Annotated in this window: 19 protein-coding genes and 7 tRNA genes; 17 read left to right on the top strand and 9 right to left on the bottom strand. The window is 62.2% G+C overall.

Going from position 1 to position 20,596, the window contains the following annotated elements; all coding sequences use genetic code 11:
* The first annotated feature begins 172 nt into the window (after nt 1-172).
* From VZC39_RS09635 to VZC39_RS09615, 5 genes are all read left to right on the top strand, one after another.
* The gene (locus tag VZC39_RS09635; RefSeq protein WP_349922161.1) at nt 173-1,063 is read left to right on the top strand and encodes a DMT family transporter; all 891 of its coding nucleotides are present in this window, start codon (nt 173-175) and stop codon (nt 1,061-1,063) included.
* A gap of 85 nt (nt 1,064-1,148) precedes the next feature.
* Nucleotides 1,149-2,327, top strand: coding sequence for a formate-dependent phosphoribosylglycinamide formyltransferase (purT, locus tag VZC39_RS09630; protein WP_434668000.1), 1,179 nt, complete (start codon nt 1,149-1,151; stop codon nt 2,325-2,327).
* A gap of 105 nt (nt 2,328-2,432) precedes the next feature.
* Nucleotides 2,433-3,092 (top strand): hexitol phosphatase HxpB, encoded by a 660-nt coding sequence (gene hxpB / locus VZC39_RS09625; protein ID WP_434668443.1) that lies wholly within the window; start codon nt 2,433-2,435, stop codon nt 3,090-3,092.
* Nucleotides 3,080-3,229, top strand: a complete 150-nt coding sequence (locus VZC39_RS09620; RefSeq protein ID WP_434667997.1) for a hypothetical protein — start codon at nt 3,080-3,082, stop codon at nt 3,227-3,229. Before hxpB ends, VZC39_RS09620 begins: the two co-directional genes overlap by 13 nt.
* A 259-nt stretch (nt 3,230-3,488) precedes the next feature.
* A complete protein-coding gene (locus VZC39_RS09615; protein WP_042023780.1) occupies nt 3,489-3,692 on the top strand; it encodes a CPXCG motif-containing cysteine-rich protein in 204 nt (67 codons plus the stop codon).
* 140 nt (nt 3,693-3,832) lie between these two features.
* Here VZC39_RS09615 and VZC39_RS09610 read toward each other — a convergent pair whose 3' ends face one another.
* The gene (locus tag VZC39_RS09610; protein WP_434667993.1) at nt 3,833-4,444 is read right to left on the bottom strand and encodes a riboflavin synthase subunit alpha; all 612 of its coding nucleotides are present in this window, start codon (nt 4,442-4,444) and stop codon (nt 3,833-3,835) included.
* Nucleotides 4,445-4,581: 137 nt separating this feature from the next.
* On the opposite strand from VZC39_RS09610, the gene VZC39_RS09605 reads away from it, so the two are divergent.
* The 9 genes from VZC39_RS09605 (at nt 4,582) to VZC39_RS09565 (ending at nt 7,238) form a co-directional block, all read left to right on the top strand.
* A complete protein-coding gene (locus VZC39_RS09605; protein ID WP_349922157.1) occupies nt 4,582-4,788 on the top strand; it encodes a YaeP family protein in 207 nt (68 codons plus the stop codon).
* Nucleotides 4,789-4,935: 147 nt separating this feature from the next.
* Nucleotides 4,936-6,315, top strand: coding sequence for an MATE family efflux transporter (locus VZC39_RS09600; protein WP_434667989.1), 1,380 nt, complete (start codon nt 4,936-4,938; stop codon nt 6,313-6,315).
* Between the two features lie 162 nt (nt 6,316-6,477).
* Nucleotides 6,478-6,554 (top strand) — tRNA-Val (locus VZC39_RS09595).
* 57 nt (nt 6,555-6,611) lie between these two features.
* Nucleotides 6,612-6,688, top strand: a tRNA-Val gene (locus tag VZC39_RS09590).
* A gap of 33 nt (nt 6,689-6,721) precedes the next feature.
* Nucleotides 6,722-6,798: transfer RNA gene (locus VZC39_RS09585), tRNA-Val, on the top strand.
* 21 nt (nt 6,799-6,819) lie between these two features.
* Nucleotides 6,820-6,896, top strand: a tRNA-Val gene (locus VZC39_RS09580).
* Between the two features lie 21 nt (nt 6,897-6,917).
* Nucleotides 6,918-6,994 (top strand) — tRNA-Val (locus VZC39_RS09575).
* A 57-nt stretch (nt 6,995-7,051) separates the two neighbouring features.
* Nucleotides 7,052-7,128 (top strand) — tRNA-Val (locus tag VZC39_RS09570).
* A 33-nt stretch (nt 7,129-7,161) separates the two neighbouring features.
* A tRNA-Val gene (locus tag VZC39_RS09565) sits at nt 7,162-7,238 on the top strand.
* Between the two features lie 192 nt (nt 7,239-7,430).
* On the opposite strand, the gene VZC39_RS09560 is transcribed toward VZC39_RS09565, so the two are convergent.
* A complete protein-coding gene (locus VZC39_RS09560; RefSeq protein WP_434667986.1) occupies nt 7,431-9,863 on the bottom strand; it encodes a DNA polymerase II in 2,433 nt (810 codons plus the stop codon).
* A 165-nt stretch (nt 9,864-10,028) separates the two neighbouring features.
* Between VZC39_RS09560 and VZC39_RS09555 the strand changes: the two genes are divergently transcribed.
* Nucleotides 10,029-10,694, top strand: coding sequence for a hypothetical protein (locus tag VZC39_RS09555; protein WP_434667983.1), 666 nt, complete (start codon nt 10,029-10,031; stop codon nt 10,692-10,694).
* Nucleotides 10,695-10,742: 48 nt separating this feature from the next.
* Entirely contained in the window at nt 10,743-11,627 is an 885-nt protein-coding gene (locus VZC39_RS09550) for a pirin family protein (RefSeq protein WP_434667981.1), read from the top strand.
* An 86-nt stretch (nt 11,628-11,713) separates the two neighbouring features.
* On the opposite strand, the gene VZC39_RS09545 is transcribed toward VZC39_RS09550, so the two are convergent.
* The 4 genes from VZC39_RS09545 to VZC39_RS09530 form a co-directional block, all read right to left on the bottom strand.
* A complete protein-coding gene (locus VZC39_RS09545; protein ID WP_434667978.1) occupies nt 11,714-12,574 on the bottom strand; it encodes a PA4780 family RIO1-like protein kinase in 861 nt (286 codons plus the stop codon).
* Nucleotides 12,575-12,815: 241 nt separating this feature from the next.
* Nucleotides 12,816-13,811, bottom strand: a complete 996-nt coding sequence (locus tag VZC39_RS09540) for a lauroyl-Kdo(2)-lipid IV(A) myristoyltransferase (RefSeq protein ID WP_434667975.1) — start codon at nt 13,809-13,811, stop codon at nt 12,816-12,818.
* Nucleotides 13,812-13,963: 152 nt separating this feature from the next.
* Nucleotides 13,964-14,953, bottom strand: coding sequence for a lipid A biosynthesis (KDO)2-(lauroyl)-lipid IVA acyltransferase (locus VZC39_RS09535; protein WP_434667972.1), 990 nt, complete (start codon nt 14,951-14,953; stop codon nt 13,964-13,966).
* 233 nt (nt 14,954-15,186) lie between these two features.
* Complete coding sequence (locus VZC39_RS09530; protein ID WP_434667969.1) at nt 15,187-16,167, bottom strand: TDT family transporter; 981 nt, start codon at nt 16,165-16,167, stop codon at nt 15,187-15,189.
* Between the two features lie 103 nt (nt 16,168-16,270).
* Between VZC39_RS09530 and VZC39_RS09525 the strand changes: the two genes are divergently transcribed.
* Complete coding sequence (locus VZC39_RS09525; RefSeq protein ID WP_434667966.1) at nt 16,271-17,194, top strand: LysR substrate-binding domain-containing protein; 924 nt, start codon at nt 16,271-16,273, stop codon at nt 17,192-17,194.
* 121 nt (nt 17,195-17,315) lie between these two features.
* Here VZC39_RS09525 and VZC39_RS09520 read toward each other — a convergent pair whose 3' ends face one another.
* The 3 genes from VZC39_RS09520 to VZC39_RS09510 form a co-directional block, all read right to left on the bottom strand.
* A complete protein-coding gene (locus VZC39_RS09520; protein ID WP_434667963.1) occupies nt 17,316-18,314 on the bottom strand; it encodes a Gfo/Idh/MocA family protein in 999 nt (332 codons plus the stop codon).
* A gap of 45 nt (nt 18,315-18,359) precedes the next feature.
* Nucleotides 18,360-19,205 (bottom strand): deoxyribonuclease IV, encoded by an 846-nt coding sequence (gene nfo / locus VZC39_RS09515; RefSeq protein ID WP_434667960.1) that lies wholly within the window; start codon nt 19,203-19,205, stop codon nt 18,360-18,362.
* Between the two features lie 166 nt (nt 19,206-19,371).
* Nucleotides 19,372-20,415 (bottom strand): diguanylate cyclase, encoded by a 1,044-nt coding sequence (locus VZC39_RS09510; RefSeq protein WP_434667957.1) that lies wholly within the window; start codon nt 20,413-20,415, stop codon nt 19,372-19,374.
* Between the last annotated feature and the right edge of the window lie 181 nt (nt 20,416-20,596).

The following is a 20,596-nucleotide window of genomic DNA, read 5'->3' as shown; positions in this document are numbered from 1 at the left end:
TATAAAGATTGGCTTTCATCCCTGAAAGCGAAAATAGATGCTCAACTTGTTCAAAATTTTTGATGCCTGGATACTTCCTCGCCACCCAGGCTTGCGCCAAGCCCCCCGCCCTTGGCAGAACAAACGATTGCCGTTATGATCCGCCGCACTTTTTTGCATGATTCCGGATCCCATGGCACTCCCTCGCAGGCACTCCCCCTTTGCCGGTGCAGTCTGGATGATGGTGGCAGGTCTCTGTTTCGCCGCCGTCAACAGCCTGAGCCAGTATGTCAGCTTCAAGCTCGGCCTCGCCTCCACCCAGGTCGCCTTCCACCAGTACCTGATCGCCCTGGTCTGCCTGCTGCCCTGGCTCATCCGCCACGGCCTGCGTCAATCCCTGATGACCAATCAGTTGCGTCTGCACCTGCTGCGGGTGGCCCTTGCCGTCATCGGCATCCAGTTCTGGCTCTGGGCGCTGGCGGTGCCTGTGCCCATCTGGCAAGGGATTGCCTTGTTGATGACCTCGCCGCTGTTCGCCACCCTGGGGTCTGCCCTGCTGCTCAAGGAGCAGGTGAGCCGGGCCCGCATCCTCGCCACCTTGGCGGGCTTTGTGGGGGCCATGCTGATCCTCGCGCCCTGGACCGATGATTTCAGCTGGGCCTCCTTGCTGCCGGTGGCGGCCGCCCTGTTCTGGGCCGGTTACTCCCTGCTGGTGCGCTATCAGGCGGCGAGCGAGTCGTCCCACACCATCGTCGTCTACCTGCTCATCTTCAGCACCCCGTTCAACGCCATGCTGGCCCTGCCGGAGTGGCAGTGGCCGACCCAGACCCAGTGGCTGCTGGTGGCGGCCTCCGGGGTGCTGTCGGCGCTGGCCCAGATGTCCATCGCCCGCGCCTACAGCGTGGCCGAGGCCTCTTTTGTTCAACCTTTCGATTTTGCCAAGCTGCCCATGAACGTGCTGGCCGGCTGGCTGGTATTTGGCTGGGCCCCTCCTGGCCGATTGTGGCTCGGCGCCGCCATCATCATTGGCGCCATCACGCTGCTGACTCATCTGGAGCAGCGCGCCCACAAGTCCGTTTCCTGAGGTACGCCATGCGTGCCTCTTTTTTTGTCCGCCCATTGGCCACACTGGTGGCCGTACTATGGCCATCGACCTGAGGAGAGATCGAATGTTTGGAACCGCCACCCGCCCCTCTGCCACCCGCGCCCTGCTGCTGGGCTCGGGGGAACTCGGCAAGGAAGTCGCCATCGAACTGCAACGTCTTGGCATCGAGGTCATTGCCGCCGATCGTTACGCAGGCGCCCCCGCCATGCAGGTGGCGCACCAAGCCCATGTGCTGGACATGCTCGATGGCGCCGCCCTGCGCGCCCTGGTCAATCAGGTCAAACCCGATCTCATCATCCCCGAGATTGAAGCCATCGCCACCGACACCCTGGCAGCCCTCGAACAGGAAGGGGTGAACGTGGTGCCGAACGCCCGCGCCACCCAGCTCACCATGAACCGGGAGGGGATCCGCCGCCTCGCCGCCGAGGAGCTGGGCCTGCCTACCTCGACCTATCGTTTCGCCCAGAACAAGGCAGAGTTTGACGCCGCCGTGGCCGCCATCGGCCTGCCCTGCGTGGTCAAACCGGTGATGAGCTCCTCCGGCAAGGGCCAGAGCCTGCTGCGTGATCTTGCCAAGCTGGACGACGCCTGGACCTATGCCCAGGAGGGGGGCCGCGCCGGTCGTGGCAAGGTGATCGTCGAGGGCTTCGTACCCTTTGACTACGAGATCACCCTGCTCACGGTGCGGGCGGTGGATGGCATCCACTTCTGCGATCCCATCGGCCACCGCCAGGAGGATGGCGACTACCGCGAATCCTGGCAGCCCCAGGCCATGAGCGAGCTGGCCCTGGCCCGCGCCAAAGAGGTCGCCGCCAAGGTGGTCGAGGCCCTCGGCGGCTACGGTCTGTTCGGGGTCGAGCTGTTCGTGCAGGGGGAAAACGTCTGGTTCAGCGAGGTCTCCCCCCGCCCCCACGACACCGGCATGGTGACGCTCATCTCCCAGGATCTCTCCGAGTTTGCCCTGCACGTGCGCGCCATCCTGGGGCTGCCCATCGGCGCCATCAACCAGTACGGGCCGAGCGCCTCCGCCGTGGTACTGCGGGACGGTTACAGCCAGGATATCCGCTATCAGGGGATAGGCGAGGCTCTGGCCCTGGTGCCGGGCGCCCAGCTGCGGCTCTTTGGCAAGCCGGAGATCGCCGGTCGCCGCCGCCTCGGGGTCGCGCTCGCCCGTGGCCTGCACTGTGAGGAGGCCATCGCGCGGGCCAAGGCGGTGGCCGCGAGCGTCGAGGTCATCCTTTAAGCAGACGCCACCCCGGCATGATCGGTCGTAAGGGGCAGTCAAATGCCCCTTTTGCATTTGCCCGTCCGGCTTATAATCCCCCTTCAACCTTGTCAGGAGTCAATGATGTTAACTGCCGTGATCTTCGATATGGACGGTGTCCTGATCGATTCCGAACCCTTTTGGCAACGGGCCCAGATGGCCGTATTCTCCGAGCTTGGCCACTGCCACACCGAGGAAGATTGCAACTCCACCATCGGCGTGCGCATCGATCAGCTGGTGGCGCACTGGTATCGCATTCGCCCCTGGAGCGGCCCGAGCCAGGAAGAGGTGGTACAACGCATCCTGGATCAGGTGATTGCCCTCATCCTGAGTGAAGGCCAGCCCAAGGAGGGCGTGCTGGAGGCGCTGGCATTGATGGAGGCCCGCGGCCTCAAGATCGGGCTCGCCACCTCCTCTCCTTTCTCCATGGTGGAGGCGGTGCTCGGCAAGCTCGGCATCAAGGATCGTTTCCTCGCGGTGCACTCCGCCGAGGTAGAGCGCTTTGGCAAACCCCACCCGGATGTCTACATCCACGCCGCCGAGAAGCTCGGCGTGCTGCCGGTGCACTGTCTGGCCATCGAGGACAGCTTCACCGGGCTGCTGGCTGCCAAGGCCGCCTCCATGAAAGCACTCATCGTGCCGGATCCCGCCCTGGTGGGCGATCCCCGTCTCGCCATCGCCGATCACGAGCTCCACTCCCTGGCCGAGCTGAATGGCGACATGCTGGAACGTTGGGTAGCCTGAGTCAGCCGGATAGCAAGGCGCTGATCGTTCCCATGCACCCCGCCCTGGTGGGCGATCCCCGCCTCGCCATCGCCGATCACGAGCTCTGCTCCCTGGCCGAGCTGAATGGTGACATGCTGGAACGCTGGATAGCCTGAAACGCTGACCCTGGTTAAAAGCCCCGCCTGCGCGGGGCTTTCTATTTTCCTCCCGCCAGCCCATAAGCTGGGCTGACGTGTTCGGCCCGCGTCAGCAATAACGGACAATCAGTATTGCGAGACCCCGCGCAAGCCTGTCTGCCCCCGAAACCCACCGCCGCGGCCCCTTTCCCTAAACGTGCGCTTGCTCGCGGATGCCTCTGCCCTCCCCGACTAGAATCAGGGGAAAGAGGCGGCCAGTCGGCCCCGGGAGGTCACCATGATCGAGTACACCAGCAAGCGCATCGTCTGCCCCCACTGCGGCCACCACACCCGGGTCGAGCTGGACGCCAGCCAGGGGGATCAGGAGTTCTACGAGGATTGCATGGCCTGCTGCAACCCCATCCACCTGCGGCTGCACCGGGACGAGGTGCGCGACTGCCTGCAGCTGTTTGTGGATGCGGACGACGAACAGCTGTTCTAACGGCGCCGGGAGTTGTTGTTACCCTGCACAAGGCAGTGATGTGAACTGCCTGACTTAGAGTTGACGATATAAACGATCTATAAAATGTAAAAAAGGCCAGCAATCTGCTGGCCTTTTGGCATCCATCACGAGATGTCGGATTAACTGCGGGCCGCCAGCACCCGCTCCACAGTGTCGACGATGGCCTGGGTCTGGGGATCGATCTCGATGTTGGTGCGCCAGCCCGCCTTGACCCAGCCCAGGTTGGTACGGGCCAGGGTCTCGGGAATGAGGTTGACGCAGAATTCATGCTCCCGCACCTCGCCGACAGTCAGGCTGATGCCGTCGATGCCGATGTACCCCTTGGTCAGTACGTATTTCATGAGCTCGGGGGCCAGGCGATACCACACCTGACGATTGTTCGGGGTATCGATGACCGAGATGACGTCCGCCGTGCCCATGATGTGGCCGGACATGGCGTGGCCGCCTATCTCGTCGCCAAAGCGGGCCGCCCGCTCCACGTTCACCTTGTCCCCCACCTTCAGCGCGCCGAGGTTGGTGAGGCGCAGGGTCTCCTGCATCAGATCGAAGCTGACCAGCTCCCCTTCGATCCGGGTCACGGTCAGGCAGCAGCCGTTGTGGGCGACGGAGGCGCCGAGCGCCAGCCCCTCGCCCCAGGCCGGGTTCGGCATGCGGATCACGTGGGTGCGAAAATTGGGCTGCTCGGTGAAGGCCACCAGTTCGGCGGTGCCCTGTACTATGCCGGTGAACATGTCTCGTCTCCTGCTTGTCCAAAAAATTGCTGGCAGGTTAACCCCCACCATTTCGCAAGACAAGCGCAGCGGCTGACAAGGCGGGCGGCGATCGCTATAGTGACGGCAGTCAGACTCGGCTATCAAAGGAAGTAAATATGCAGGTATATCAATGCTGTGAAGCCATTCGCATCGCCTATAACCAGATTGGCTCGGGGGAGCAGGGTTATGTGCCGAACGCCATCGCCGCCACCATTCGCGCGCTCAACGCCGTGGCAGGTGACGAGCGGGTGCCCAGTGATCTGCGCGAGCAGGCCGCTTACGCCGCCGCCAACCTGCTGATCAGCGATCACGAGGACGCCTGATCCCGGCCCCCCCGTCAGCGCTTTCCAGTCGGCGGTTTTTCAGGCTAGAATGACACCCCCGCTCTTTGTCTCCCCGGCTCCGGGGAAGCAAAAGCTCCTCTCAATTACCCGTTCTTTCCCTATTATCTGATCCACTCGGAGGTGTCAGTGCAACGTTATTGGTCCGAGGCGAAACAGCTCGTTCGTCTTGCCAGCCCCATTCTGGTCGCCCAGGTGGCCCAGATCGCCATGAACTTTGTCGATACCGTGATGGCGGGACAGGTCAGCGCCGTGGATCTCGCCGCGGTGTCGGTGGCCTCCAGTTTCTGGCTGCCGATCATCTTGCTGGTTCAGGGCATCATCATGGCCCTCACCCCCATCGTCTCCCAGCTCAACGGCGCTCGTAAACGAGACGAGATCCGCCCCGCCGTGCACCAGGGCTTCTGGCTGGCGCTGATGGTGACCCCCATCGCCATGGTGGCCCTCTATTTCAGCCCGCTGGCGCTGCAATTCATGGACGTGGATCCCGTGATGGCCGCCAAGACCGCCGGCTATCTGCATGCCATTCTCTGGGGCCTGCCCGCCTTCGTGCTGTTCCAGGTGCTGCGCAACTTCAGCGAGGGGCTCTCCCACACCATGCCCACCATGGTGATCGGCTTCGTGGGGCTCGCGGTCAATATTCCGGCGAACTACATCTTCATCCATGGCCACTTCGGCATGCCCAAGCTCGGTGGCGTGGGTTGCGGCGTGGCCACCGCCATCGTGCTCTGGGCCATGCTGCTGGCGATGATCGTCTATGTGAAATTCTCCTCCCATTTCAAGAAGATCAACCTGTTCTCCCAGCTCGCCCGCCCCAACGGCAGCCGGCTCTGGCGTCTGTTCCGCTTGGGCTTCCCCATCGCCATGGCCATCTTCTGCGAGGTAACCCTGTTTACCGTGGTTGCCCTGATGCTGGCGCCGTTTGGTGCAGAGACGGTGGCGAGCCACCAGATAGCGCTGAACTTCTCGAGCCTGGTGTTCATGCTGCCCCTCTCCATCGGGGTGGGGGTCACCATCCGGGTCGGCCACAACATCGGCGAAGGCCGGCCGGATCATGCCCGGGTCGCCGCCCGCACCGGCCTGATGTTGGGGATGGCGGTCGCCGCCGGCACCGCCGCCATCACGGTACTGCTGCGCGAACATATCGCGGGGATCTACACCGATGATCAGCAGGTGATCGCCCTGGCGGCGATCCTGCTGTTCTTCGCCGCCATCTATCAGATCTCCGACTCGGTGCAGGTGGTGGCCGCCGCGGCCCTGCGCGGTTACAAGGACACCCAGGCCATCTTCTACATCACCATCGTCGCCTACTGGGGCATGGGGCTGCCCACCGGCATGATCCTGGGGCTGACCGACTGGGTGGTGCCGCGCATGGGCCCGCAAGGCTTCTGGGTCGGCTTCATCGTCGGCCTGACCGGCGCCGCCCTGATGCTGGGGGCTCGCCTGCGCATCATCTATGGCCGCTTCGCCAGCCCCGAGGCCTGTACCGCCCTCTCCCGGGCCCAGTGATCGAGGCATCGCGAGCCGCGCTTTCCAGGCGGCTCGCCTGCAAAATCAACAGGCTGCGCAAGAACTGGGCAAACAGTCTCCTTTGTGCATGTCCCTTGTTGACAGCCTTGGGGGCCATGGGTAGTATGCCGACCACGCCAGCAATGCTGGCGTTGTTGAAGTGGGTTTATAGCTCAGTTGGTTAGAGCACTACCTTGACATGGTGGGGGTCGGTGGTTCGAATCCACTAGGACGCACCATATTGCCGTGAATGAGTACATCTGCTCCATCACGGGGATAGCAGCACGGAACGATGTGGGTTTATAGCTCAGTTGGTTAGAGCACTACCTTGACATGGTAGGGGTCGTTGGTTCGAATCCAATTAAACCCACCACTTCCCTGCAATCAAAGTCGCACAGCGCACCCTGCGTCCTTAGCTCAGCTGGTTAGAGCACCACCTTGACATGGTGGGGGTCGGTGGTTCGAATCCACTAGGACGCACCATCACAATGCAACACAGAATTTGCGTCCTTAGCTCAGCTGGTTAGAGCACCACCTTGACATGGTGGGGGTCGGTGGTTCGAATCCACTAGGACGCACCATCACAATGCAACACAGAATTTGCGTCCTTAGCTCAGCTGGTTAGAGCACCACCTTGACATGGTGGGGGTCGGTGGTTCGAATCCACTAGGACGCACCATATTGCCGTGAATGAGTACATCTGCTCCATCACGGGGATAGCAGCACGGAACGATGTGGGTTTATAGCTCAGTTGGTTAGAGCACTACCTTGACATGGTAGGGGTCGTTGGTTCGAATCCAATTAAACCCACCACTTCCCTGCAATCAAAGTCGCACAGCGCACCCTGCGTCCTTAGCTCAGCTGGTTAGAGCACCACCTTGACATGGTGGGGGTCGGTGGTTCGAATCCACTAGGACGCACCAGATTTAAAAAGCCCGCTTCACAGCGGGCTTTTTGCATTTCAGTTTTCGGCAATTCTCTGGAGAGGAAAACGGGTTTGTACCGGCATGACCTTGCCTCCCCCGACGTCGTTATCACCACTGCGCTCCCCACATCTTCCTGTTTATTCTTTTTCTTTGCACAGCAGCAGCTTTTACTCCTACTGCCTCTTGGGGCTAGAAGAGATCCAGCTGCTGGCCGCAGATCCGCTCGAACGACTCGCCGATGAAGGGCAGGATGGCATCGGCGATGGGTTTGAGCTGCTTGTCGATGTAGTGCTCATAGTCGATGGCACTGCGCCGATATTCCAGCGGCTCGGGCCCGTTCATGGTCACCAGGTAGGCGATGGTACCCCTGTGCTGGTAGCGCTGGGGCCGACCCCGGCGCAGGTTCTCCTCGTCCGCCAAGCGTGCCGCGCGCACGTGGGGGGGCACATTCTTCTGGTACTCCTCCAGCTTTTGCCGCAGCCGCTTGCGATAGACCAGTAGATCGTCGTACAGGCCGGCCCGGGTCTCGTCCACCATGGTGCGTACATAGCCACTGGGATCCGCATCGTGAAACACCAGTTCATAGAGCCGGGTCTGGAACTGCTTGGCCAGGATTGTCCAGTCGGTGCGCACGGATTCGAGCCCCTTGAACACCAGCTGTTCCTCTCCGCCCTCGCCCACCAGGCCGGCATAGCGCTTCTTGCTGCCCTTATCCAGCCCGCGGATGGTGGGCATGAGGAAGCGGCGGTAGTGAGTCTCGTATTCGATCTCGAGGTAACAGGGCAGGTCGAACTCACGCTTGATCAGCGTCGTCCAGTTGGCGTTGATCATGGTGGCCAGCTTGCGACCGATCTCGTCCGCCTCCTCGGCACTGACCGCCCGTCCCAGGTGAACGAAGGTGGAGTCGGTATCCCCGTAGATCACCTCGAAGCCCTCGCCCTCTATCCACTCCCGGGTCTGCTGCATGATGCCGTGACCGCGCAAGGTGATGGAGGACGCAAGACGCGGGTCGTAGAAGCGACACCCCCCGGAGCCCAGCACCCCGTAGAAGGAGTTCATGATGATCTTGATGGCCTGGGAGAGCGCCTTGTTCTTCGCCGCCTTGGCCCTGTCCCGCGCCGCCCACAGGGTGGCGATGAGGTCGGGCAAAAAATGGCGGGTGCGGGAGAAGAGGGCGCCGCGAAAACCGGGCACGGCGGTAGCGGGTTGCTGCAGGCCCTCTATCAACCCCATGGGATCGATGCAGAAGGTGCGGATGATGCTGGGATAGAGGCTCTTGAAATCCAGCACCAGCACGTGGCGGTAGAGGCCGGGCTTGGAGTCCATCACATAACCGCCGGGGCTCGCGAGGCCGCCGTCGGCGGGCAGATTCGGGGCCACGTAGCCACCCCGGTGCAAGCGCGGTAGATAGAGATTGGTGAAGGCGGCCACCGAGCCCCCTACCCGGTCGAGTTCGAGGCCTGTGAGGGAGGCCCGCTCGATGGCAAAGGGGATGAGGTGGCAAAAATCGAAGATCTCCCACACCAGCTTGCAATCTTCCAGGTTGTAGCGGGCAAGCGCTTCTTTATCCGAGTGGAACAACTCGGTGATCTTCTCCCCCCGGTTGGCCACGTCCTCGATATCCTTGCCACGGCCCAGCAGCTCGCTCGCCACCGAATCCAGGCTGTAGCTCGCAAACTGCCAGGTCGCACTTTTCAGGGTGTCGATGCCATCGAGCACCATGCGACCCGGGATGATGACGTTGCCGCTCTGGGGATCGTTGCGCGACGAGCGCCAGAAACAGAGCTCACGCCCCCGCCCGAGGCGCAGTCGCCGCCCGCCGAGCTCGGCCCGGCGCAGCAGCAGGCGAAAGTCGAAGTTGACCACGTTCCAGCCGATCACCAGATCCGGATCGTGACGGGTGAACCAGGCCTCCAGCGCACCGAGCAGGGCATTCTCATCCGCCACCCACTCGATGGGGGTCTCCCAGCTATCGGAGTCCGCCTCAGGCACACCGATCATGATGACTCGCGCATCCTGCTCGCCATAGAGCCCCACCGAGAAGAGCGCCCCGTCCATGGCACACTCCACGTCCAGCGACACCCAGGAGAGCGCCGGGGTCACCCCCTGAGGCGCACAGCGTGCCTCGTTGACCTCCCAATAGCCCTGCTTGCCTCCCTTCTTCAGCACCCGGCCATCGAAGCGCACGCCGGCGGTGATGAAACGCTCCATCAGGTAGCGCTCCGGCAGCCGGATATCCGATTCAAAATGCTCGAGGCCACGGATGAGCAGCAGTTCGATGGCCCGATGAAAGGCGCTCAGGGTGGAGAAATAGCAGCCCACCACGGCCCGGCCATCGAAGGTATGCATGGGCAGCCGGCGAAACCGGCCGCTCACGCCGGATCCCTTGAACAGCTCGGCCGCCTCCTGCATGTGGCGCTCGGGCAGGAAGAACACCGGCTCCTGTCCCGGCACCACCAGCCGTACCGGCCCCTGGGCGCTCCAGAGCCACATCACGATCTCGGTGTGCGAGCCTGCCCCGTTGCGCCCACGCACATCCCGCCCGTGACGGGTCAGAATGAAACCGTCCTGGGGAGGCGGGTCCGGTGCAAGAAGGGGGCTGGGGGCTGGGGTCACACTCATGACGGCATAGGGAACAGGGTCTGGGATGGACCTATTGTACGTTCATACAGTACCTTGCCGCAAATGCCGTGCAAGGGGCGCAGGCTCCCCTTTTCCTCCCGAGTCTGCCATCTGGCCGCGGATTGGTGCATATTAACGTTATCATCAGCCATCGCCGGAGCCCCCATGCGTATTTCCCTGCTCATCCCCCTGCTGGCCGCCGGTCTCGCCGGTTGCAGCTCTTCTAGCTCGTCGGTCGGCGTGGGGGTCGGCACCGGCTATTACGGCAGCGCCTACGGCGCCTATCCCTGGTGGTATGACGACTACTTCTACTACTGGGATCACTACTACCCCTGGTGCTGCGACAATCAGGGGGATTTCGACGAGCTCATCAAGAAGTGGTGGAGCGGGCTGGATGGGGATCGCCAGCAGGAGATCAAAGACAAGTTCCACGACTGGCAGGATAACCACGGGGGCGCCGATCTCGCAGCCCTGCGGGGCGATTTCGCCACCCGCTGGCATGCCATGTCCCCGGAGCAAAAAGAGGCGCTGCGCGAACACAGCAAGCTGCGCCCGAGCGTCAGCAACCCCGAGCGCGCCCCCCGCTCTCCGCTGGATGAGAGGGCCGCCCGCGCCGGACTGGATCGTAGTGCAGGAGGCGAGCACGGCGCCCTGCTCCCCACCTCCCGGCCCCAGACAGAAGGCGGCTTGCTGGCCCCCGCGCAAACACGCCCCGAGAATGAACTCAGACCCCATCTGCCGAGCAACCTGGCGCCCCCCCTCGCCCGCCCCGCCATGCCTCACCGGATGGCACCTCCCATGCGCAGCTTTCCGGGGATCCGCCGCCGATAACGCGCCCACACTTCAGGTTTCACGTCACCCCAGTGCAAGGAGCACCCCATGACACAACAGTGGCAACGCATTCCCTCCCGCATCACGGACGTGGGGGGCATCCCGGTCGCCCGCGCCATCCCGGTCAAGGAGAGGCGCACCATCGGGCCCTGGTGTTTTCTCGACCACATAGGGCCGACCCGGTTCGCCCCGGGCGCCAGGGGGATGAATGTCGGCCCCCACCCGCACATTGCCCTGCAAACCTTCACCTGGATGCTGTCTGGCGAGATATTGCACCGTGACAGCCTCGGCAGTGAGCAGATCATACGGCCAGGGCAGGTCAATCTGATGACCGCCGGACGCGGCATCGCCCACACCGAGGAGTCGGTGGCGGGCCACCCCGACCTGCACGCCGCCCAGCTCTGGATAGCACTGCCCGAAGCCCATCAGGATGCCCAGCCCCGTTTCGATCACTACCCGGACCTGCCTCGCTGGCAGGAGGACGGGATAGCCCTGACCCTGCTTATCGGCGAGCATGGCGGACATCTGGCCCCCACCCTGCGCTTCTCTGCCCTGATCGGGCTGGATCTGCACAACGACGGACAGACTGAGTCAACCCTCTCCCTCCCCCTGGATCCCCAGTTTGAGCACGGCCTGCTGCCCCTGCAGGGTGAGGTCGCCGCCTCGGGCCAATCCTTCGCCCACGAAGAGTTGCTCTATCTGCCCCCCGGGACGCCCCGGGTCGAGCTGACCCTGGCCCCGGGGGCCAGGGTGCTGGTGATAGGTGGCGAGCCTCTGGCCCAGGCGCTGCAGATCTGGTGGAACTTCGTGAGCTTTGACAGGGAGGCCATTCGCACCGCCGCCGCCGACTGGGAGAGCGGCCACCCGCGCTTCGGGGAGGTGGTGGGCTACGCTGGCCCCCGTCTCAGCGCCCCGCCCCTGACCGGGATCTGAGCCTGCCACCATGGCAGACACCAACGAAAAGAGCGCCCTCGGCGCTCTTTGTTTTTTGCGTGATTAGCCGCATGGCCCAAGCGGGATCAGAACCCCTCTTCCTGCTCTGCCTGCAGGCGGGCACGACGCGCCATGGCCTCTTCCTGGGCGCTCTCGATCTCGTGCAGCACGGCGTCGAGATCGATGGCTTCGGTGCTCTCCTCGAACAGGCCGGTCAGCTCGGTTTCCGGACCGAGCTTGCCATCTTCGAACAGCGCCCACATCTCCCGGGCGTAGCGGGTCTTGAGCAGTTCGGGTGCATACATGCCGTAATAGGCGCGCATGTTGTTGACGTCGCGCTCCAGCATGGCTTTGGCCTGATTGTTGGCGGCGGCATTCACCACCTGAGGCAGGTCGATGATGACGGGTCCCTCTGCATCCACCAGCACGTTGAACTCGGAGAGATCCCCGTGAATGAGGCCGGCACAGAGCATGCGCACCACGTAGCGGATCACCTTGCCGTGATCGATGAGGGCCTGCTCCGGGGAGAGGGCCACATCGTTGAGCCGCGGCGCCACATTGCCATCCTCATCGGTGATGAGTTCCATCAGCAGGACGCCATCCAGGCAGACATAGGGCCTGGGCACCCGCACATTGGCGGCTGCCAGCTTGAACAGGGCGTCCACCTCGGTGTTCTGCCACACCTCTTCGTGCTGCTTGCGGCCGTATTTTGAGCCCTTCTCCATGGCGCGGGCGTCGCGACTGCCCCGCACCTTGCGCCCTTCCTGATAGACCACCGCCTGCTTGAAGCTGCGCTTGGCCGCCTCTTTATAGACTTTGGCGCAGCGGATTTCGTCGCCGCAGCGCACCACATAGACGTCGGCCTCTTTGCCGCTCATCAGCCGGCTGATGACATCGTCGACCAGGCCGTCATCAACCAGAGGTTGGATTCGATTTGGAATTTTCATGACCGCCCTTTTACCTTATTTGCACCTTGTTTGCACTCTGTTTGCATCTCATTCTCCTCTGGCAAGATAACGCGAGCCGACCCCGCTCGCCATCCCCCATCAAGAGCCTGACATCCAGACCTTGTCGCACCTCATTTCGTGAACACCACAGGGGCCTGGCCCCGGCGCGTCCCCCATTAGACGTGAGGCAAATCCCGAGCCACATCATGCAAAACGGCCCGCGAGGGGCCGTGAAGATGAGTCAAGCATCGGGGGGCAGCCCCTGGCGGATGCGCCTGATCCCCTCTTCGTAGAGGCCGTCCTTGCCCTCGTTATCCTCCTGTGTCTCGAAGATCTTGAGAAACCACATGTACTGCTCCGGGAAGCGGGTGAGTTGCCGCTCCACCATGCGGTTCATGGCATTGACGTCGGCCGTCAGATCCTCGGTAGGATAAGGGTCGAACGGTGCCTCTATCTCCATCCGGTAGCAGTGCTCGTCCTCGTCATAGCAGGCCAGCACCGACACGGCCCTGGCACCGGTCAGTTTCACCAGCTTGGGCAGGGCCGGCAGTGTCGCCTTGGGGTGGTTGAAGAAGGGCACGAAGAGGCTGGCATCCCGGCCGTGATCCTGATCCGGCAGGTAGAAGAAGCTGTCTCCCGAGCGCAGGGCCTTGATGGCCGGCTTGATGCCGACGCTGCGCTCATAGACGCGCCCTCCCTTGCTGCGTTCGCGGTTGATGTACCAGTCGAACACCGCATCCTTGGGGCTCTTCATCATGGTGCACAGGGGAACCCCCTCGTCCGTGATGAAGCGGCCTATGGTGTCCACCGCCCAGGTGTGGGGCACCACGAAGATCATGGGGCGACCGGCGGCACGTTCGGCTTCGATGTGTTCCCAGCCACGCACCTTCATGCGCCCTTTCAGGTACGCCTTGCTGCGCCAGGTCATCTCGCCAAAGCCCATGAAGGTCTTGAGACCGGTGCGAATGGACTTGAGCAGCAGCGCCTCGCGCCCGGCCTCGTCGAGCTCGGGGAAGCAGATCTTGATGTTGGTCTCGGCGATATAGGCCTGTTTCCTGGAGTAGCGCAGCAGCAGGGGCGCCATGCCGTCGGCCAGCCTGTCGCGCAACCTTGCCGGTGTCCAGGCGAGCCCGGAGAGCAGACCGAGGGCCAGCCAGCTGCCCCACCATTTGGGATGCAGCAGACGGGGATGAAATGAGGTGTCGAACACCGGATCTTGTGCGGACATGGTCGCCATCGAATCGTCAAAACAGACCGTTATTTTAGTGATCCTGACAGTTTTTTCTACCCTGAGCCCGCCAGAGTCCCTCTCCAAGTCACTGATCCGACTAGTTAGAAACAAAAAATGGCCCACATGGGGCCATCTTCAACAGGCTATTCAGCCAAGGTTCAGGGAGTGGGCGCCAAGCCCCGTCGAATGCGCTTGATCCCCTCCTCATAGAGGCCATCTTCCCCTTCCTGATCTTCACGGGTATCGAAGATCTTGAGGAACCACATGTACTGACCCGGGTGGCGGGTCAGCTGGCGCTCCACGCTATCGTTCATGGCACAGGTATCGGCCAGCAGATCGTTGCTCGGGTAATCGGCAAAGGGGGCATCGATCTCCAGTCGGTAGCCGTGGGCCGCCTCATCGTAACAGGCCAGCACGGGCACCGCCTTGGCACCGGTCAGCTTCACCAGACGCGGCAGGGCCGGCAGGGTCGCCTTGGGGTAGTTGAAGAAGGGGGCGAAGATGCTCGCCTCGCGACCATGATCCTGATCCGGCAGATAGAAGAAGCTCAGGCCGGACTTGACCGCCTTGATCACCGGCTTGATGCCGGCACTGCGCTCATAGACACGGCAGCCGTTCTTGGCACGCTCGCGGTTGATGTGCCAGTCGAACACCGGATTGCGGGCGCTCTTCATCATGGTGCACATGTTCAGCCCCTGGCGGGAGAAGTAGTAACCCGCCGCATCGATGGGCCAGCTGTGGGGAACCACCAGGATCACCGGCCGCCCGGCCGCCTGCTCGGCTTCGATATGTTCCCAGCCGCTGACCTGGATGCGCTTCATCAGGTGTGCGGGGCTGCGCCAGGTGAACTCCCCAAACCCCAGCAGGCTCTTGAGGCCGACCCGGATGGAGGTCATCAGCAGGGCTTCCCGCTCCGCCTCGCTCTTGTCCTTGAAACAGATGGCGAGGTTGGTGCGGGCAATATAGATCTGCTTCTTGGAGAACCTGAGCACCAGGGGTGCCAGCGCATCGGCCAGCTTGTCACGCCAGCGGGGCGGCACATAGGCGAACACGCCGAGCACCCCGAGGGCGAGCCAGCTTGGCCAGTAGCGGGGGCGTAGCAAACGGGACTGAAACGAGCAATCAAATACGGGATCTTGGGAGGACATGGATAGGTCAATTGATAGAGAACAGCATTGGCGGTCATCGTGACAGGTAATACCAGTGAACACCACCTTAATCTTGGCTGAATCAACGACTATTTAAGCCATTTCACGGATTGACAAATATAAAGCCGCCGGATTGCCCGGCCATGAGCTTCATGCATATCCCACCATCCCGACGAAAAACAACACACCCCGCGAGGCGGGGTGTGTTGGGCATAGTGCAGAAGCGTGGCGCCTTAACGGTGAGCGGGCGTGCGCTGCGCCAGGCTCTGTGTCAGTGGCAAACAGGCCATCAGGTAGCGCAGGGCCACATAGGTGACCACCAGGGTTGCCACGGCGAGCTCCAGATTGGCCAGCAGATGGAGCTGCTCCACATAGTGCGCCGCCTCAGGCCACTGCGACAGCAGCTGACTGACCTTGTACAGGGCGGTGGCACCGATCACCAGGGGGAAGGTGAAAGCGGCAAAGCCCGGAGAAAACGGCAGACGCAGCAGCTTGAACAGGGAGAGATAGATGATCCCCGTCATCAGCACGGCGATCCCGAGCAGCACGGCCACCAGCAGCAGGGAGGGCTCGGCGGTCACGGTCAGATAACCGGCCAGTGACAGGCTGGCGGGCGCGGCCAGGATGGCGATGGTCGGCTTGGCGGCGTCCGGCACCTCGTGGCTGAAGATGAGGCGATAGAGCATCAGCGGCAGCATCAGGCCATAGCAAATCAGGCCGAACCAGAGCAGGCCGTTGGCCAGCGCGGCGAAAGGGCCGCCCGGATAGGCGACGTCGGCGACGATGATCCCCACCGGCGGCACGAACCAGCTCGGCACCATGTGATGGATCTCGAACTCCTTGGCCCGGTGCCAGACAAAGGCGGCGAGGAACAATAGGTGCAGCACCACGGCGAACAGCCAGAGCCCCTGCCCCAAGGCCGGAGCCAATTGGCCGATGGCCTTGGAGACCACCATGGTGGCCATGGCATAGGTGGGCACCACGCTGCCGACCACGGGGTGGGCGAGATCCTGCCACAGCAGACGCGGATGCAGCAGGAACTTGCCGGTGAGGATAAGGAGCAGCACGGCGGCGATGGCAGCCCCCAGCAGTTGCAGGCGACCATCGAATTGACCGGCATTTTCCCAGCACCAGCCGAGGCTGGCGATCCCGAGAGCCAGCCCGGCCATGGGGGTCGGGGCGGCAGCCAGAGAACGACGGGTACGTGCGATCATGGTGGACATCCTCTTCTTGATGACGATGGCCATAGGATAAAGGGGACGTATCGTTTACGATATCTAAATGAATTGAATCAAGCGTTAAGGAAAACTAAACAACATGAAGCTCACCCTGCAACAACTCAAGGTGTTTGCCACTATCGCCCGCCACGGCAATCTGGGGTCGGCGGCGAACGAGCTTTGCCTCAGCAAGGGCGCCGTCTCCCAGTCGTTGCAGGAACTCGAACGCCAGCTCTCGACCCCGCTGTTTGACAGGGTTCACCCCAGGTTGCAGCTCAACAGCGAGGGGCTCTTGCTGCAACCCGCCGCCGAGGAGCTGCTGACCCGGATGCAGGAGATAGAGCAGTTGTTCAGCCCCGACGCCGAGCCCGGCAGCCAGCTGCGCCTGGGGGCCAGCCAGACCATAGGCAACTATCTGCTGCCCACCCTGCTGGCGCACAGCGTCAAGGAGCTGGGGCAGCCGCCCCGGATCAACATCGCCAATACCCATCTGCTGTGTCACGCCCTCGCCCACTTCGAACTGGATCTCGCCCTCATCGAAGGGGAGAACCATCATCCCGAGCTGTTAAGCGAACCCTGGCTCGAGGACGAGATGCTGATCATCGCCCCTCCCGATCACCCCCTGGCCGGGCGTCTCGAGCTGCCCCTCAGTCAGCTCGCCGGCGAGACCTGGGTACTGCGCGAACCCCAATCCGGCAGCCGGGAGCAGTTCGAGCAGCAGCTTCAACCCAGATTGCCACGTTGGCAGGCGGGGCTTGAACTCAACACCCTGGAGGCGGTGATGCTGGCGGTGGAACAGGGTCTGGGCCTCTCCTTCATCTCCCGATTGGCGGTGGCGGACAGGCTCGCGAGTGGCCGCCTGGTGGCCCTCACCCCCAGCCGCCGCTTCCCGCGCCAGCTCTTCCTCGTCTGGCACAAACAGAAATATCACTCCGCCACCCTGCGCCGCTTCCTCGCCTTTTGCCGTACCCAGCAACTTCCCGGGCTTCACTCGGGCAATGAGGACGGCGATACACCGGCCTGAGGCGTCGCACGACGCTCGATGACAAGGGCAGCGAAGAGCCTGCCTGACGTGAGAGTGATGACCCAATGACAGAGGGCGCCGCGGCACCCTCTGTTGATCAAGACAACATCCTCGTGAGTGATCACGTCTCTGCTGGACGAGCGGGTGCCAACCCGGCCTCGACCCAGCCCAGCACCTGCCGGGTCAGGGCCTGGGGCAGCCAGGGAGAGTCCAGCAGGCCATCCTGCACGCAGCGGGCGAAGTGATCCGCCTCGTGCTGCATGCCGCCCCCCTCCACCGGCTGGACGATATCCTGGGGCCAGGAGATGGGCGGCACTTCCCCCTGCAGGCACACCCTTTGGGGATTCCACCATTTGCCCTCGATCACCAGTGACCAGCCAGCGCCCGTGAGCGAGGCCGCCTTGTCGAGATCCTCCACGATGGAGGCCCCCAGCTCGGCGGGCAGCGCCCCGTCGAAGACAAAGCGGGCGCTCAGGTCCACCTCCCCGGGCGATCGCTGCAACTGCACCTCGGGAGCACCCGCTGCCAGCCCCAACTGCCGGCAGAAGGCGGCATAGAGCCAGAGGGGATAGACCCCCACATCCCAAGCGGCTCCCCCGTCCAGGGCGGGATCGAACAGCTTGCCCTCCCGGGGCGGGGCCGAGCCGAATGCCGCCCGCAGGGAGAGGGGGCCCGGCAGCGCGGGCAGGCGCGAAAGCAGGGTGCGCATGGCGGGGAAGCACATCACCTTCATGGCTTCGAGCAGCAGCACCTTGTGCTGCCGGGCGAGCGCGACCAGTTCATCCCAATCATCAAGACGGGTGACGGCAGGTTTTTCTACCAGCACGTGCTTGCCTGCCAGCAGCATCTCCCTGATGAGGGGGGCATGCTGTGGGTGGATCACCGCCACATAGACGGCGTCCACCTCGGGGCTCAGGGCCAGGGCCTGATAGCTGCCAAAGGCATGCGACAGGCCCTGCTCGGTCGCAAAGCTGTCGGCCCGCGCCTGATCCCGGGCGGCGATGGCCACCACCCGCCCCAGGCTGGCGTGCTGGTTGACGTCACGGCAAAAACGCCGGGCGATGGCACCGGCGCCGGCAATTCCCCAGCGCAGTGGCGCTGCCTTTCCCTCTGCTTGCATCTGATCTCCTGATAATGCTCGGCGCTCTTGCCCCACCTGGCGCTCTTACGCCTTGGCCAGGCTGCGCAGCCAACTAATTTCATCTCCCCAGATGGACTCGTCGATGGTCTCGAGGATGAGGGGGATGTTGTCAAAGCGGTCGTCGTTCATGATGTGGTGGAACACCGCCTCACCGAGGTTGCCCTGTTGCAGGCTGTGGTGGCGATCCACCCGGCTACCGAAGGTACACTTGGCGCCGTTGATATGCATCCCCTTGAGGTATTCAAAGCCGACGATGCGATCGAAATCGGCGAAGACCTGGGCGCAGCTCTCGGCGCTGCGCAGATCGTAACCGGCGGCGAAGGCGTGGCAGGTGTCGAAACAGACCCCGACCCGGCTCTTGTCCTCCACCCCCTCGATGATGGTGGCCAGGTGTTCGAACGACCAGCCCAGGTTGGTTCCCTGACCGGCGGTGTTCTCAATGACGGCGCTCACCCCCTGGCTGCGCTCCAGCGCCCAGTTGATGGACTCGCTCACCAGTTTCAGGCTGGCGGCCTCCGGGATCTGCTTCAAGTGGCTGCCGGGGTGGAAGTTGAGGTAGCAGAGCCCGAGCTGTTCGCAGCGCTTCATCTCATCGAGGAAGGCATCCCGGGATTTGGCGAGGCCGTCGGGATCCGGGTGGCCCAGGTTGATGAGGTAGCTGTCGTGGGGCAGGATCTGCTCGGGGCGAAAACCTGCCTTCTCGCAGGCGGACTTGAAGGCGCGGATGCTGGCGTCCGAGAGCGGCGCCGCCTGCCACTGGCGCTGATTCTTGGTGAACAGGGCGAAAGCGTTGGCTCCGATAGCCTCTGCGCGGGCGATGCAATTCTCCACCCCGCCGGCCGCACTGACGTGAGCACCGATAAATTTCATAGGATCTCCTCTTTGGGGCGCCATTATGCCCAAGCCCGGTCCGCGCGCCAAACCGGGATCTTCGATGGCCGCGATAGAAAAGGCGCCCACAGGCGCCTCCCTTGCATGACTGGCACGACGATGTGGCCATGGGCAACCCGCGTCATGCCCGCCATCTCCGGGTTAGCTATCCGGGGTAGCATTCAACCCGGTTGCGGCCATTGCGTTTGGCCGCATACAAGGCGCCATCGGCTCGCTTCAGGATGGCGCTGAGCTCGGTGTCTTGCGCCGACAGGTGTGAAAAACCGATGCTGCCGGTCAACCTGATGATATTGCCCTCATAGGTGATGGGGTGCGTTTCAATCAGGGTGCGAATATCATTGAATATCAACTGGCAGGTATCCGGCTGGCTGCCTGAAATAATGATGGCAAACTCTTCCCCGCCAATACGGGCAAAAATATCCTCTTTTCTTATTATTGTCTTGATGACGCTCGCGACCTCTTTCAAGACATAGTCGCCGGCATCATGCCCATATTTATCGTTCAGGTTTTTAAAGTGATCCAGATCCAATATACCGATGGCGAGCGGTATCTCTGCCAGCCGGGAGAGGATCAATCTGCGCTCCCCTTCATTCATGAAAGCCCGTCGATTCGCCGTCTCCGTCAAATAATCGGTCGATGCCTGCAGCTCCATCTCGGTCACTTTGAGATGCAACTGGATATTCAGTGCCAACCAGTTCGCCAGACACTGCAATATGATGGCATGTTCGAGGCTGTAATATGACGGCCGGTGATGCGCGACATTCAAGGTACCGATGCAGGCCTTGCCCTGTATCATGGGGGCATCCATGCAGCTGCCCATCCCGTGCTGGGACAATATTTGACAGTCAAGATCATCGGAGCCGCCCAAGTCATCGCAGATCCGCAACAGGCCGGTTGAAAATACCCTTCCCACCATAGTGCCTTGTATTGGAACCAATGACTCCATGGGGATGGCATTATTTCCCATCACGGCATATAGCCGCAGTGATATCTCATTTTCTTTGATGGTAATACTGGCGCGTTCGGCAGAGAAAATATGAAATATCCAGTTTGCCATCACATTTAGTACATCCTGAAGGGAGACGGCTTTTGTCAAATCCTGAATAAAGGCAATGGGCAGGGTTATTTTCTTGCCTGGATCGGCATGAGACAGAAAATCGGGATCAAATACTCGCTCATCATGATGCATATATACCTCACACAACGCCCTGCACTCTGCGGTGGGCCCTTGTCACGCCATCAGGCGTTCAGATAACTGCCTATACGCTTTTGTGAGAGTATAACAATCGTGTGGGTTCTGAAACGCTTATCATCAATACGCCGTCCTGGTGAGCAAATAACAGACTCATAAAAACAACACTGACAATAAG

It is taken from the genome of Aeromonas sp. NJAU223 (assembly GCF_051125555.1).
GTDB lineage: Bacteria > Pseudomonadota > Gammaproteobacteria > Enterobacterales > Aeromonadaceae > Aeromonas > Aeromonas veronii_G.
This window is presented reverse-complemented; position numbering and strand designations above follow the sequence as displayed.

Bases quoted from the DNA above. Each gene is read 5' to 3' on its own strand.
- VZC39_RS09635 (WP_349922161.1), top strand. From the start codon at position 173: ATGGCACTCCCTCGCAGGCACTCCCCCTTTGCCGGTGCAGTCTGGATG.
- purT (WP_434668000.1), top strand. From the start codon at position 1,149: ATGTTTGGAACCGCCACCCGCCCCTCTGCCACCCGCGCCCTGCTGCTG.
- hxpB (WP_434668443.1), top strand. From the start codon at position 2,433: ATGTTAACTGCCGTGATCTTCGATATGGACGGTGTCCTGATCGATTCC.
- VZC39_RS09615 (WP_042023780.1), top strand. From the start codon at position 3,489: ATGATCGAGTACACCAGCAAGCGCATCGTCTGCCCCCACTGCGGCCAC.
- VZC39_RS09610 (WP_434667993.1), bottom strand. From the start codon at position 4,444: ATGTTCACCGGCATAGTACAGGGCACCGCCGAACTGGTGGCCTTCACC.
- VZC39_RS09605 (WP_349922157.1), top strand. From the start codon at position 4,582: ATGCAGGTATATCAATGCTGTGAAGCCATTCGCATCGCCTATAACCAG.
- VZC39_RS09560 (WP_434667986.1), bottom strand. From the start codon at position 9,863: ATGAGTGTGACCCCAGCCCCCAGCCCCCTTCTTGCACCGGACCCGCCT.
- VZC39_RS09555 (WP_434667983.1), top strand. From the start codon at position 10,029: ATGCGTATTTCCCTGCTCATCCCCCTGCTGGCCGCCGGTCTCGCCGGT.
- VZC39_RS09550 (WP_434667981.1), top strand. From the start codon at position 10,743: ATGACACAACAGTGGCAACGCATTCCCTCCCGCATCACGGACGTGGGG.
- VZC39_RS09545 (WP_434667978.1), bottom strand. From the start codon at position 12,574: ATGAAAATTCCAAATCGAATCCAACCTCTGGTTGATGACGGCCTGGTC.
- VZC39_RS09540 (WP_434667975.1), bottom strand. From the start codon at position 13,811: ATGGCGACCATGTCCGCACAAGATCCGGTGTTCGACACCTCATTTCAT.
- VZC39_RS09535 (WP_434667972.1), bottom strand. From the start codon at position 14,953: ATGTCCTCCCAAGATCCCGTATTTGATTGCTCGTTTCAGTCCCGTTTG.
- VZC39_RS09530 (WP_434667969.1), bottom strand. From the start codon at position 16,167: ATGATCGCACGTACCCGTCGTTCTCTGGCTGCCGCCCCGACCCCCATG.
- VZC39_RS09525 (WP_434667966.1), top strand. From the start codon at position 16,271: ATGAAGCTCACCCTGCAACAACTCAAGGTGTTTGCCACTATCGCCCGC.
- VZC39_RS09520 (WP_434667963.1), bottom strand. From the start codon at position 18,314: ATGCAAGCAGAGGGAAAGGCAGCGCCACTGCGCTGGGGAATTGCCGGC.
- nfo (WP_434667960.1), bottom strand. From the start codon at position 19,205: ATGAAATTTATCGGTGCTCACGTCAGTGCGGCCGGCGGGGTGGAGAAT.
- VZC39_RS09510 (WP_434667957.1), bottom strand. From the start codon at position 20,415: ATGCATCATGATGAGCGAGTATTTGATCCCGATTTTCTGTCTCATGCC.